Origin of the sequence: Streptomyces atratus (genome assembly GCF_900119365.1) — a bacterium.
Classification (GTDB): domain Bacteria; phylum Actinomycetota; class Actinomycetes; order Streptomycetales; family Streptomycetaceae; genus Streptomyces; species Streptomyces atratus_B.
Map to the genome: position 1 here is coordinate 57,125 of NZ_FPJO01000021.1, position 12,205 is coordinate 69,329.

Sequence of the window (12,205 nt, forward strand, 5' to 3'; positions counted from 1 at the left end):
GTTCCATGAGCAACACCAAGTCCAACCCCCCCGCCCCGGAGCGCGAGCGCCCGGACGAGCGGGACCGGGAGAACGCCCGCGAGCTGGGCGCCGCCGGCTCCCAGCTCTCCACCGCCCCGATCGAGGAGAGCGCGGCCGGCCTGCCCGCCATGGGCGTCATCGGCTGGGCCCGCTGGTTCTGGCGGCAGCTCACCTCCATGCGGGTCGCGCTGATCCTGCTCTTCCTGCTCTCGCTCGGCGCCATCCCCGGCTCGCTGATCCCGCAGAACAGCGTGGACGAGCTGAAGGTGGAGACCTTCAAGAAGGCCCACACCACCGTCTCGCCGATCTACGAGAAGCTCCAGTTCTTCGACGTCTACAGCTCGGTGTGGTTCTCCGCGATCTACATCCTGCTGTTCATCTCGCTCATCGGCTGCATCGTGCCGCGCACCGGCCAGTTCATCGGCCAGCTGCGCAGCCGGCCGCCGGGCGCCCCCAAGCGCCTGACCAGGCTGCCCGCGTACACCACCTGGCGCACCGAGGCCGAGCCCGAGCAGGTCCGCGAGGCCGCGCTCGCGATGATGCGCAAGCGCCGCTACCGCGCGCACACCGTGGGCGACGCGGTCGCCGCGGAGAAGGGCTATCTGCGCGAGGCCGGGAACCTGGTCTTCCATGTCGCCCTGATCGTGATGCTGGTGGCGTTCGCCTTCGGGCAGCTCTTCAAGTCCGAGGGCGGCAAGCTGATCGTCGAGGGCGACGGCTTCTCCAACACGCTCACCCAGTACGACGACTTCAAGTCCGGCTCGCTCTTCGACGCCGACTCGCTCGCCCCGTTCAGCTTCACGCTCGACAAGTTCACCGGCACGTACGAGCGCAGTGGCCCCCAGATCGGTACGCCCAGGACCTACGAGGCCCATGTGACGTACGAGAAGGGCGCGTACGGCAAGCCGCAGAAGACCGTCATCAGGGTCAACGAGCCCCTCGTCGTCGACGGCACCAAGGTCTATCTCAACGCGCACGGCTACGCGCCGGTCGTCTCGGTCAAGGACGGCAAGGGCAAGGAGGTCTACCGCAACGCGGTGCCGCTGCTGCCCATCGACAACAACGTCACCTCGACCGGTGCGATCAAGGTCTTCGACGGCTACCGCGACAAGAACGGCAAGAAGACCCAGCTGGGCTTCCAGGCGTTCTTCGTACCGACCTTCGCCGGCAGCGGCAAGGGCACGATGTTCTCGCAGTTCCCGGCCCCCGACATGCCCGTACTGGCCCTCAACGGCTTCCACGGCTACCTCGGGCCGGACTCCGGGCTGGCGCAGAACGTGTACCAGCTGGACAAGACCAAGATGACGGAGTTCAAGGACGCCGACGGCAAGCAGCTCAAGCAGCGCCTGCTGGTCGGCGAGACGATGAAGCTGCCCGACGGCGCGGGCTCCATCACCTTCGAAGGCATCCAGGAGTGGGCCAGCTTCCAGATCTCGGAGCAGCCGGCCAGCGGCTGGGCGCTCACCGGAGCCGTCGCCGCGATCGCCGGACTCGCGGGCTCGCTCTTCATCCAGCGGCGCCGGGTCTGGGTGCGGGTGACCCCCGGTGCGGACGGCGTCACGGTCGTCGAAATGGCGGGTCTCGGCCGCAGCGAGTCCGCGAAGCTTCCCGAGGAGCTGGCCGATCTCGCGGTCACGCTCATCGCCTCGGCGCCCACAGCGCCCGAGACCGATACCGCGCCCGGCACCGATACCGAGCCCGGTTCATCCCCCGAACCGGATTCCGACTCCGTCGAAGAATCCTCCGAAGAACCTGCCGAAGGGGCTGAGAAGTGAATCTCGCCGCCGCAACCAACGAGAACCTGGCGCACACCAGCAATGTACTGATCTATTCGTCGATGGCCGTCTACACCCTGGCGTTCTTCGCGCACATCGCGGAATGGGTGTTCGGCAGCCGCAGCAAGGTCGGCCGCACCGCCGCCGCGCTGACCGGGGCCGGGGCCGAGGGCGCGGGCGCCGGTGGCTCGGTGAAGGTGCAGGTCGCGCAGAAGGGCGGCGGCACCGCCGTACTGGACCGCCCGAAGGTCGTCACGCGCTCGGCGGCCGGTACCCGCGACGTGCCGGACGGGCCCGGCGCGGCCGGCGGCACGTTCAAGGGCGACCTCTACGGGCGGATGGCGGTCTCCATGACCGTGCTCGCCTTCCTCGTGCAGGCCGGCGGAGTCATCGCCCGCGCACTGTCCGTGCAGCGTGCCCCCTGGGGCAACATGTACGAGTTCTCCATCACCTTCTCCACGGTGGCGGTCGGCGCGTACCTGACCCTGCTCGCGCTGAAGAAGAACGTCCGCTGGATGGGGCTGCTCCTGGTCACCACCGTCCTGCTGGACCTCGGCATCGCGACCACATGGCTCTACACCGACAGCGACCAGCTGGTGCCCGCGCTGCACTCGTACTGGCTGTGGATCCACGTCTCCACCGCCATCCTCTGCGGCGCCGTCTTCTACCTCGGCGCGGTCGCCACCCTGCTCTACCTCTTCCGCGACAGCTACGAGAACAAGCTCGCCAGTGGCGGGCAGCCCGGTTCGTTCGCCCAGTCCGTGCTCTCCCGGCTGCCCGCCGCCGCCTCGCTCGACAAGTTCTCGTACCGCATCAACGCCGCCGTCTTCCCGCTGTGGACGTTCACGATCATCGCGGGCGCCATCTGGGCGGGCGACGCATGGGGCCGCTACTGGGGCTGGGACCCCAAGGAGGTCTGGTCCTTCATCACCTGGGTCGCGTACGCCTGCTACCTGCACGCACGCGCCACCGCGGGCTGGAAGGGCCGCAAGGCCGCCTACCTGGCGCTGATCGCCTTCGGCTGCTGGCTCTTCAACTACTACGGCGTGAACATCTTCGTCACCGGCAAGCACTCCTACGCCGGCGTCTGAGAACCTTCCGCACGGGTGCGGATCCCGCACCACCGGGCCACGCTGGAACCATGACCGATGCGACCCCCGTCATCGAGCCCGGCACCAGCGAAACCCATGGGGACCTGCACACTCTGAGGTTCACGCTACGGCTGCCCCACCCCGTTCCGCGGGTGTGGGCAGCCGTTGCCAGTTCCGGGGGGCTGCGCGGCTGGCTCGCCGCCGCCGACCCCTTCGAACCGCGCGTGGGCGGAGCGATCACGCTCCGCTGGCTCAACACCGACCAGGAGGGCCGGGCCACGGTCGCCTCCGGCACCGTCACCGCCTGGGACGTCGAGCGGGTCGCCGAGTACACCCTCGAAGGGCTCCACGGCCGCATCCGCTTCCACCTGGAGCCCCCGCGCGGCGACCATGTGCTGCTGCGGTTCACCAATGGGTTCCGGGGCGACGACGAGCTGCGCCTGGACTGCCTGGCGGGCTGGCACGACCACTTCGGCTACCTCGTGGACGCGCTCGACGGATACCCCGCCGACTGGTCGAAGTGGACCCCGGTCCGGTGGGCCGGGCTGCGTGAGGAGTACGTGGCGGCCGAGCGGTGAAACGCGTCACGGCGCCGAGGACGGCAGCAGGCACTTCTCGTCCGGCGGCGTGCCCTCCGGCCAGGCGATCGACACGAACCGCTGACCGGCGTCCTCGGGCGCCAGCTCCACCACCGGAACCGCCTTGTTGTACGGGTTGCCGTGGTTGTCCAGGCAGATCCAGCCACTGGCCCCCGACACCCGCAGCGAGCCCTTCACCCGCGGCCACTGCTCGCCCACGTCCGCGAGCTGCGGCAGCCGCTTGTCCTGCGGGGTCGCCTGCCGGACGGCCTGCACCGCCAGCGTCATCGCATCGTGCGCGATGATCACCTGGCCGTCGGTCAGGGCCTCGTGGTCCGTCGGACCGATCGGGCCCGCGGGCTTCTTCGACACCGTGGCCAGCAGGTCCAGGAAGGCGCGGTAGTCCGCCGGGGAACCGCCCGTGGCCGCCCGGCCCTTCCCCGTCGCCGCCGCCCAGGTGTCCGGGTGCGCCAGCGAGGCGTAGCGGACGGTCACCTTCCGGCGCAGTGCGCTCCGGTCGAGCTTCTTGTCGCTGCCGAGGTACGAGCCCTCGTCACCGGTCAGGATCGTGAACGCGCGGTTCTGGCAGCCGCGGGCCCCGAGCGCATTGATGAACTGCCGCAGCTGGACGTGGCGTCCGGCGAAGAACACCGTCTCCGCGTCGGTGTCGCAGATCAGGTGCGTGATCTGCTGGAAGGTGTTGGCCGTGGTGCCCTCGTCGTTGGGGTCGCTGCGCGAGGTGAACAGCTCCGGCTGGTAGCGGGTGCCCTTCACCAGCGAGGTGAAGGCGGCCCGCAGTGTGTCCGTGTAGTGGTCCCCGGTACGGGTGTCCTGCACCAGCAGCGCCTTGTCCTTCCTCACCTGCCCGAAGTGGGCCAGGGCGCGCGCCTCGTCCCGGTTGGTCGGCGACACCCGGGCCAGGCCGGGGAACGGGTCGCCCTTCGCGCCGTTGGCGATGTCGTCGGCGGTGATCGTGGTGCCGACGACCGCGATGTGCGCGGCGGTCAGTTCTTTGACGGCCGACTTGACCTGCGTACTGCTGGTGGCGACCCCCGACACGGCCCGCAGGTTGTCCGGGGCGCCGGTCATCGTCTTCAGCCGGTCCACCGCCGGCCGCCACAGCAGGTTGTTCTTCCCGGTGTTGGCGAGCACCAGCCGGATCTTAGGGACCTGCTCGTTGGAGAGATGGTTGGCCCGGTACTGCTCGGCGAACGCGCCCTGGAGCTCGCGCTGCATCTTCGTCTGCATCGCCTCGTCCGTCGACGTCAGCGGAAGCAGCAGCGCGACTGTCGCGTACCGGCCGGCCTTCAGACTGTCGTTCTCGCGGGCGATGGCCGCGGCGACCTCGGACAGCTTCGGCCGCCCGAAGTCGTAGCCGTCACCGGAGACGCCGATGCACTCGTCGCTGCCCTGCGGCCGCTCGACGCCCCGGGCGCAGGAGCGGTCCTCGGGGGCGGTGAGCCGGCCGATGCCGTACCAGCCGGACGTGATCACCAGGGCGGCGACCACGACCGAGGTGACGACCTTCTGCCGGGCCGTGTACCAGAGGCGGTAACGCAGTGGATTACGCATCGGGGCCGCCGTTCCCCCGCCGCCGCCCCGGCCTGCCCTCGCCCGTGCCCGGTTCCCCCGGTGACATGGACAGCGGACGCCAGGCCCTGATGTCCTGCGGCCAGTGCGTCGCCGCGTCCCACAGCAGGCTGTTGCCCGTCGGATGCCTGCCGGACAGTTGCCGCAGTTCGTGCGCCATCTTGTCGATCACCTCTTCGTCCGGCAGGGCCAGTGGATCGGACAGCAGCCATACGGCGTGCAGCAGCCGGCGCAGCTGCACATGAAGCTCGGCGGCCGCCGGTTCGAGCCCCCGCGGCGGCGCGTTGTCGGCCCGGCCGAGCGCGACCGCGCGCCGCGGATCGGGGCCGGCGGATCCGCGCGTGCGCGGGTACGGTGCCGAGGCGATGAAGCGCAGCGAGTCGAGCCACACCGTCACGTCCGGCTCGTCGAACCGCAGCCGCAGATGGCCCACGCACGCCTCGGCGTCGCCCAGCACCAGCTTCTGGTGCAGCAGATGCGGGACGCTCGGGCGGCGGCCGCCGGGGCCGTACGCCCCGCGCAGCGAGACGTGCACCGCCTGCCACACCGCGTAGGACGGATGGTCGCCGTCCTGGAACCGCAGACGGTGCAGCAGCAAGGCCCGCAGCAGCGGATCGGCGACGAAGTGGCCGGGCCCGACCGGCCAGTCCTCCGCCCGCAGCGCATCGCGCATCCGCAACGCCACATCGCCGTCCGGCGACCCCCGGCCCAGCCGGCTCTCCGCCAGCAGCCGTGCCGAGTCCTCGCCGTGCGCGGCGGCCAGCACGCTGAGGAAGTCCAGCCGCTGCTCTGGCCCGGGCAGCAGCCGCGCCAGCAGCTCGTCCGCCACCGGGGAGGGCGCCCGGTCCTCGCGCACCTCCACCATGCAGTCCAGCAGCGACCCCGGCACCAGCGAGGCGGGCTCCGGCGCCTCGCCCGCCGCCAGCGCCAGCAGCTCCACCGCCAGCGGACGCCCGCCCGTCAGCCGGTGCACACCACGGGCCAGCCCGGCCGGGATCCGGCCCGACCGGTCGTACCGGTCGAACGCGGAGCGCACCTGCTCCGGGCCCAGCGGGGTCAGCTCCACGGCCAGGATCCCGGAGGTCACCCCCGTACCCCTGGACCAGTGCGAGGCGTGCGCCACCTCCGGCAGCCGCCGCCGCACCGCATGGCTCAGCCCCTCGTGGTCCCGGACCCGCGAGGAGGCGAACACCGCGATCCGGTCGCGCACCCCGGCGGCCCGCTGCCGCAGCAGGGGCTCCACCAGCTGCCGGCCCAGCGGCGTGTGCGCGTTGTCGACGAGCAGCACCGGGCGGCCCCGGCGGGCTCCCCAGGCCAGGCCCCCGTACGCCGCGACCAGGTCGGCGGCGAGCGCGAGCACCAGATGGTCCTCGGCCCGGCGGCGCAGATCGCCGCCGCGCTCGAAGTCGACCGCCAGCTGCCGCAGTCCGATCCGGCCGTTGCCGCCCGCGTGCGGGTAGCCGCCGTACCAGTCGGCCGAACGGCGCTGGAAGCGGCTGAACGATTCCTCCAGGACCGTCTCGACCGTGGCCTCCGCGATCATCCCGGCCATCGGGGCCACCGAGTCGAAGGCGCTGGCGGCCAGCTTGGTCAGCACCTTGGTGACCCAGCCGGTCGCCGCGTCCCCGCGGCCGTCGACGGTCGCCAGCAGCGGGCCGAGCGACTGGAGATCCCGCCGGGCCCGCGTCTCGTCCTCGCGGGTCCAGGAGATGGAGGCGACCGCCACGAGCCCGAGGCTCAGCCGGGGGAACTGCACCGGACGCGCGGCATGCACCTTGGCCGTCAGCTGGGTGGCGAACTCCGGCAGCGCGCCGGTGACCGGGGTCCAGCCGGGGCCCGCGTCCTCGGGCGCCACGACGGCCTCGCAGTCGACCAGGGCGACCGGGGTGATCTCCCGGTACAGATGGCGCAGTTGCTTGAGGACGGCCGTCTTGCCCATGCCCCGGCCGCCGGTCAGCACGGTCACCGGGGGATCGTCGCGGTGCTCGTAGACGACCCGGGCGGAGCCGTACGGAGTGAGGCCGGTCAGGCGCGCCGCAAGTCCGTCGTTGCCGAAAATCGCCTCGCGCCCGTACAGCTCTCTCTCCACAGCACCCCCAGCGTCGACGCTCCATCCGGTCTGCCGCACCGTCAACACGAGGATATCGCCCGGGTGTTGGGCAGTGGAGAGGAATTTCGAACGATCTGGAGGTGTGGGGCGGCAGGATCAGCCGGCGCCGATGTCCTCGTTCCAGAGGGCGGGGTGGTCGCGTACGAAATCCCGCATGAGCGCGACGCATTCGGCGTCGTCGAGCAGCACGATCTCCACCCCGTGCCGGGCCAGCCAGTCGTGCCCGCCGCTGAACGTCCGCGCCTCGCCGATCACCACCCGCGAGATCCCGAACTGCCGCACGAGGCCGCTGCAGTACCAGCACGGGGAGAGCGTCGTCACCATCGTCGTGCCGCGGTACGAGCGCTGCCGCCCGGCCGCGCGGAAGGCCGCCGTCTCCGCGTGCAGCGACGGATCGCCGTCCTGGACACGGAGGTTGCGGCCCCGGCCGAGGAGGGTGCCGTCCGGTCCGTACAGGGCGGCGCCAACAGGAACGCCGCCCTCGGCAAGACCCGTGCGGGCCTCGGCGAGGGCGGTGGCGAGCATGTCCGCGTCGTTCACGGTCGTGGGAGCTACTCGCCGGAGGCGCTGGGGCTCTCGCCGTTCTCACGGCGCTTCAGCTCCTCCTCGCGGCGGCGCAGATCGGCCTCCCAGTCCTTGAGGAGCGACTCGTCCTTCTTGTTCTCTTCCTTCAGCGCGTTCAGGAACTCCGGATTGTCGTCCGGCGCCACCCACTGCGAGCGGTGGTTGCGGTGCCGTTCGGACGGCGTACGGCCTCCGGCGGGCGCGTGGCGCATCTTGCCCGCGGCCAGCCAGACGATCGGGCCGACGATCCAGAAGAGCAGGATGATGAAGACCCAGGCGATCTTCGGCAGGTGCTTGGCCTCGTCCTCGGGGGTGTTCAGGCAGTCGATGAACGCGTAGATCGTCAGCGCCAGAGGCAGGAGATAGATCAGGGCCCGGAACATGATGGAAAGGTCCCCCTGCGGAGAGTTGGCGGGGCTTGTCCCGCCCCGGTTCGGGCCCAGAGTAACCGGTGTCAATTGCGTCCCGCGGCGAGCAGGTGGGAACGGGCGGCGAGCAGGTCGGGGCCGGTGCGGAAGTGCGCCTCGGGAACCCCTTCTGCCAGTGCCCGCGAAGCGGGTGGGCCGACGCACGATCCGGGTGAACATCGAGGCCGACCAAGCTGTCGATGTCCTCGGTGGCGTGGGCCTGTACGCCCGGGTCTTCCCACGACCAGCAGACAGACCTGGAGCGGCAGACCGCCCGGTTCGTGGAATGGGCAGCGAAGACCGGGCACCGTGTCGTCCGCGTTTCTCCGGCAGGTTCCGTCAGGTGTCCTGGGCAGGCAGCAGGGCTCCCGTCCGCTGCCGCAGCTCCTCGACCTCGGGCAGGTGCCCGTACCGGTCCAGTCGGACGTGCATGTCGTTCGCGGCCTCGGCGATCTTCACCGAGCGGATGCCGTCCGCGCAGTCCAGGAATGCCGTCCACGTAGACAGGGCCGTATCGAGATCGCCCTTTCGAAGGTGCACCTGCCCAAGGTCGGCGAGAACGATCGCGCGGCTGCGGCGCCGGTCGAGCCCGTGGATCTCCAGTGCCTGGTGCAGGTGCTCGGTCGCCTGGTCGAGGTCGCCGAGCCGGGCCAGGATCATGCCTGAGTGGTGGGCCCATCGGCCGATGCTGAAGTGCGACGCCCAAGAGTGTCCCGGCGGGGCGTCCGGCGTCTTCTCGATCGCTGTCCGGGAGGCGGCGAGCGCCTGTGTGGCCAGCCGACGGTCCCCGTCGAGTGCGGCGGCGTCCGCCAGCGTCGTCCGGTAGTACGACACGGCCCGCGGGTCGTCGAGCGCCCTGGCCTCTTCCACGCACCGCTCCGACAGCCGCAGAGCCACCCCGTGGAACCTCGGGCCGAGCTCGATCGCCTGCACGGCCAGGCCACGCAGAGCCGTCGCGGCGAGCTCGGGTTCGCCGGCCTCGGCGGCCAGCCGATAGGCGTGCGCGTAGTACCGCTGGGCCATGCCTTCGTTGCCCTCGTCCTGGGCCATCCATCCCGCCAAGTGCACGAGTTGGGATGTCTCGGCGAAGAGGGCCCGGCCGGTCTTCTCCGTGTACGTGCCTTCCAGCCACGGGCCGACGTCGTCGACGAGGTAGCGCACGGCCAGGTGCCGTGCGTGGCCTCCTCCCAGCTCGGCAGCCGCGTCGCCGAGGGTCTTCGTCATCTGCCGGATGGCGGCGACCTCGCCGGTGCCGACCCGTACGGCACCGGTCCGGTTCGTCCGCCGCGTGATGCTTTCCGGGTCCGGCAGGTTCAGAGCGCCAAGGGCGTATGCGCTCGTCGCGGCGAGGAAGTTCCGCCGAAGCACGTCGCTCCTTCCCAACTCGATGACTGACGCCACGGTATCCGCGTCCGGGCCTGCGGGCCCGGCAGATTGCGTGACCCGCACCGCCTCCATGTTCAGGTCGAGGACTTCAACGATGTACGGCAGCCAGTAGACGGGGGTGCGCTTACCCGCCATCCACCGCCGGGCCGACTGCCGGTCCAGCCCGTGTGGGCCTCGGCCTTCGGCGTTTCCTAACTCGCGGGCGAGCTTGGTCGGTCCCCAGCCGCGTGCTTCGCACGCCTGCCGGATCAGCTCGCCGATCTCTGGGCTCTCGTGCACCCGCACCCCTTCCTCCGACTTCTTCCGGCGCCGGGGACGTACAGGTCCTCACGGCGGGCCTACACGGGCCTACGACTGGCCTACAGCCTGGCACCTCCTCACCGTCCGTGCTTGGCCGTTGACTCACCACCACACCGAAGATTCGACGCCATCGAACGAAAAGGGCGGTCACCTCCCGTGCACCCCACCGACAGCAGCCCCACTGAAAGCGTCGGGGCTCCCTCAACTTGCCCGCGCCAAGAGCCCATTACCCCGGCGACCATGGCGGCTGATGTCCGTCTCGCGCTCGACCTGGCGAACGGACGCCCCACAGGTGAGGCCGCCGACGCCGTACGCGCCCGCCTCCGCGCCTGCATCGCCGCCCTGGCGGGCCCTGCCGATGTGTTCGCGGCCGGCCTCGCAGACCTCCGCGCCCGTGACATCGCGACGAACACTGTCCGCCACGCCCGCGCGGTCGCCCAGGACGAGGTGCACGACCCGGCCGTGAACCTGCGGTTGCTCGCCAAGTCCGTCGACCACCTGTCCCGCTACGCGGCCGCCGCCCAGCAGGGGGACCAGCGGTGAGCGGGGCCGCGCAGGACTCCCGTCCGGGGCTGGCCGTGGCCGTGCTGTTCATCGCAGCCACCTGATCGCCCCATCCCTGTCTCTCAACCGACCGAGGAGGACGCGCATGAGCGCGGAACCGAACCGGCTGCGCATCGTCGTCGGCGCTGACGACGCGGGCCGCCTTTACAAGGACACACTCACCGAAGACCTGCACGCCAGCGAACTCGTGGCCTCCGTCACGGACGTCGGGGTCAACGACGAGATCCGCGGGAGCTATTCGCTCATCGCGTTGGTCGCCGCACGACTCGTTGCCGATGGTAAAGCAGACCGGGCCCTGCTGGTGTGCCACACCGGCCTGGGTATGGCCATCGCCGCGAACAAGGTCCAGGGCATCCGAGCCGTCACCGCCCACGACTCGCTGTCGGTGCGGGCCTCGGTGCTCTCCAATAACGCCCAAGTGCTCGCGTTTGGACAAGGCGTCATCGGGCTCGGGCCGGCCCGCCGCCTGACTGCGGAATGGCTGACCCACCGCTTCGACGCCGATTCCTCCGCCGCCGTGAAGGTCCGCGCGATCAGCGTCTTCGAGCACCAGCACCAGCACCAGCCCGGCCCGCTCGCCGTGCTGCCTTCGGAAGGAGACTCCTGATGCCCACGAACCCCGCCACCGTGCCCCGCCACATCGAGGCATTGCGATGGCCGGTCGAGCCGGCACAGGGCGGCTGGTACACCGACGCCGAGCACGATGCCGTACGGAAGGTGCTGGCCGAGTCCGACGACTGGCGGACGGGTTGGAAGGCCGTGCCGTACACCGACGCCTTCGAGGAGGCGTTCACCGCCCACACCGGTGCCGGCCACGCCGTGGCCTTCAACTCCGGCGGCACCGCCATGGAGATGATTCTGCGCTACTTGCGGCTCGCGCCAGAGGACGAGGTGATCTCCTGCGCGATCAACTTTGTGGGTCCACACATCGCGGTCATCGGACAGGGCGGCCGTCTGGTCCTCGCCGAGCCCGAGCCGGTGACACTCAACCTGGATGTGGCCGACACCGAGCGGGTCATCAGCCCACGTACGCGGGCCATTCTGCTCACCCACTGGAACGGGGCGGTGGCCGATGTGCGGCCGCTCCTCGACCTCGCCGACCGACACCCCCATCCCGTTCACGGGCCGCCGGTCGTGATCGTGGACGCCGCGCGGGCGTGCGGCGGCCGCACCCCCACCGGGGCGAGGGTCGGTGTGGAGGGCTGGGCCACGGTCTTCAGTTTCGAGTCGAAGAAGCTCATGACCACCTTCGGTCAGGGCGGCGTGGTCACCACCAACAACTCGGCCCTTGCTGAGCGGCTGCGTCGACTGCGGGCCTACGGCGGCCGTGACCACTGGGGCACCAACCAGATGATGTCCAAGATCCAGGCCGCGGTGGGCATCGTGCAGCTATCCCGTCTGGACGACATGAACTCCGCCCGCATCAGCCGGGCCCACCGCCGTACCCAGGCCCTCGAAGGCATCGACGAGCTGACCCTCCCGCCGGCACTCGGCGGCGGGCAGCACCTGTACTACCGGTACAACCTTCTCGTCCCGGACGAGTGGGCCGGCGGTGGCCGCCACAAGTTGATGAACGTCCTCGCCGCGACGTACGGCGTCGGCAGCATCATCAGCGACCCCGTGACCTACCTTGGCCACGGCCTGATCAGCGAGCACGCCAGCGGCCAGCACTGCCCGCGTGCGGAACGGCTCGCCGCCCGCCTGCTGTGCCCGATCCTCCACCCCCGCATGAGCCCCGGCGACGAGGCGGCGATCTGCGACGCCATCCGCCGGGCCACCGCCGACGTTGCCCGCACCCACCGCGCCACCGACTGAGAGG

At 70.7% G+C, this 12,205-nt stretch carries 11 protein-coding genes; 6 read left to right on the forward strand and 5 right to left on the reverse strand.

What is annotated here, in order from left to right; genetic code table 11:
• Nucleotides 1-5 precede the first annotated feature (5 nt).
• Genes resB through BT364_RS28540 form a run of 3 tightly spaced genes read left to right on the forward strand, consistent with a single transcriptional unit; the run spans nucleotide 6 to nucleotide 3,465 of the window.
• Nucleotides 6-1,796 (forward strand): cytochrome c biogenesis protein ResB, encoded by a 1,791-nt coding sequence (gene resB, locus BT364_RS28530; RefSeq protein WP_072488116.1) that lies wholly within the window; start codon nucleotides 6-8, stop codon nucleotides 1,794-1,796.
• Nucleotides 1,793-2,887, forward strand: coding sequence for a c-type cytochrome biogenesis protein CcsB (gene ccsB / locus BT364_RS28535; protein ID WP_072488117.1), 1,095 nt, complete (start codon nucleotides 1,793-1,795; stop codon nucleotides 2,885-2,887). The genes resB and ccsB overlap by 4 nt, the downstream gene beginning before the upstream one ends.
• 50 nt (nucleotides 2,888-2,937) lie before the next feature.
• Nucleotides 2,938-3,465, forward strand: coding sequence for an SRPBCC domain-containing protein (locus BT364_RS28540; protein ID WP_072488118.1), 528 nt, complete (start codon nucleotides 2,938-2,940; stop codon nucleotides 3,463-3,465).
• 6 nt (nucleotides 3,466-3,471) lie between these two features.
• Here BT364_RS28540 and BT364_RS28545 read toward each other — a convergent pair whose 3' ends face one another.
• The 5 genes from BT364_RS28545 to BT364_RS28570 form a co-directional block, all read right to left on the reverse strand.
• Nucleotides 3,472-5,037: a type 1 periplasmic-binding domain-containing protein gene (locus BT364_RS28545; protein WP_072488119.1), complete on the reverse strand. Its 1,566-nt coding sequence runs from the start codon at nucleotides 5,035-5,037 to the stop codon at nucleotides 3,472-3,474.
• The gene (locus BT364_RS28550) at nucleotides 5,030-7,144 is read right to left on the reverse strand and encodes a hypothetical protein (protein ID WP_072488120.1); all 2,115 of its coding nucleotides are present in this window, start codon (nucleotides 7,142-7,144) and stop codon (nucleotides 5,030-5,032) included. The genes BT364_RS28545 and BT364_RS28550 overlap by 8 nt, the downstream gene beginning before the upstream one ends.
• A gap of 117 nt (nucleotides 7,145-7,261) precedes the next feature.
• Nucleotides 7,262-7,690: a nucleoside deaminase gene (locus tag BT364_RS28555; protein WP_072488176.1), complete on the reverse strand. Its 429-nt coding sequence runs from the start codon at nucleotides 7,688-7,690 to the stop codon at nucleotides 7,262-7,264.
• A gap of 26 nt (nucleotides 7,691-7,716) precedes the next feature.
• Nucleotides 7,717-8,112 carry a PLD nuclease N-terminal domain-containing protein gene (locus BT364_RS28560; protein WP_072488121.1) on the reverse strand — a complete coding sequence of 132 codons (396 nt, stop codon included), beginning with the start codon at nucleotides 8,110-8,112 and terminating at the stop codon, nucleotides 7,717-7,719.
• Nucleotides 8,113-8,475: 363 nt separating this feature from the next.
• Nucleotides 8,476-9,801, reverse strand: coding sequence for an NsdA family TPR-like regulatory protein (locus BT364_RS28570; protein WP_256260258.1), 1,326 nt, complete (start codon nucleotides 9,799-9,801; stop codon nucleotides 8,476-8,478).
• A gap of 261 nt (nucleotides 9,802-10,062) precedes the next feature.
• Between BT364_RS28570 and BT364_RS28575 the strand changes: the two genes are divergently transcribed.
• The 3 genes from BT364_RS28575 to BT364_RS28585 all read left to right on the forward strand — a co-directional run bounded on the left by BT364_RS28575 (nucleotide 10,063) and on the right by BT364_RS28585 (nucleotide 12,201).
• Nucleotides 10,063-10,365, forward strand: coding sequence for a hypothetical protein (locus BT364_RS28575; RefSeq protein WP_072488122.1), 303 nt, complete (start codon nucleotides 10,063-10,065; stop codon nucleotides 10,363-10,365).
• Nucleotides 10,366-10,471: 106 nt separating this feature from the next.
• Nucleotides 10,472-10,993 (forward strand): RpiB/LacA/LacB family sugar-phosphate isomerase, encoded by a 522-nt coding sequence (locus BT364_RS28580; RefSeq protein ID WP_072488123.1) that lies wholly within the window; start codon nucleotides 10,472-10,474, stop codon nucleotides 10,991-10,993.
• A complete protein-coding gene (locus BT364_RS28585) occupies nucleotides 10,993-12,201 on the forward strand; it encodes a DegT/DnrJ/EryC1/StrS family aminotransferase (protein WP_072488124.1) in 1,209 nt (402 codons plus the stop codon). The genes BT364_RS28580 and BT364_RS28585 overlap by 1 nt, the downstream gene beginning before the upstream one ends.
• Nucleotides 12,202-12,205 lie beyond the last annotated feature (4 nt).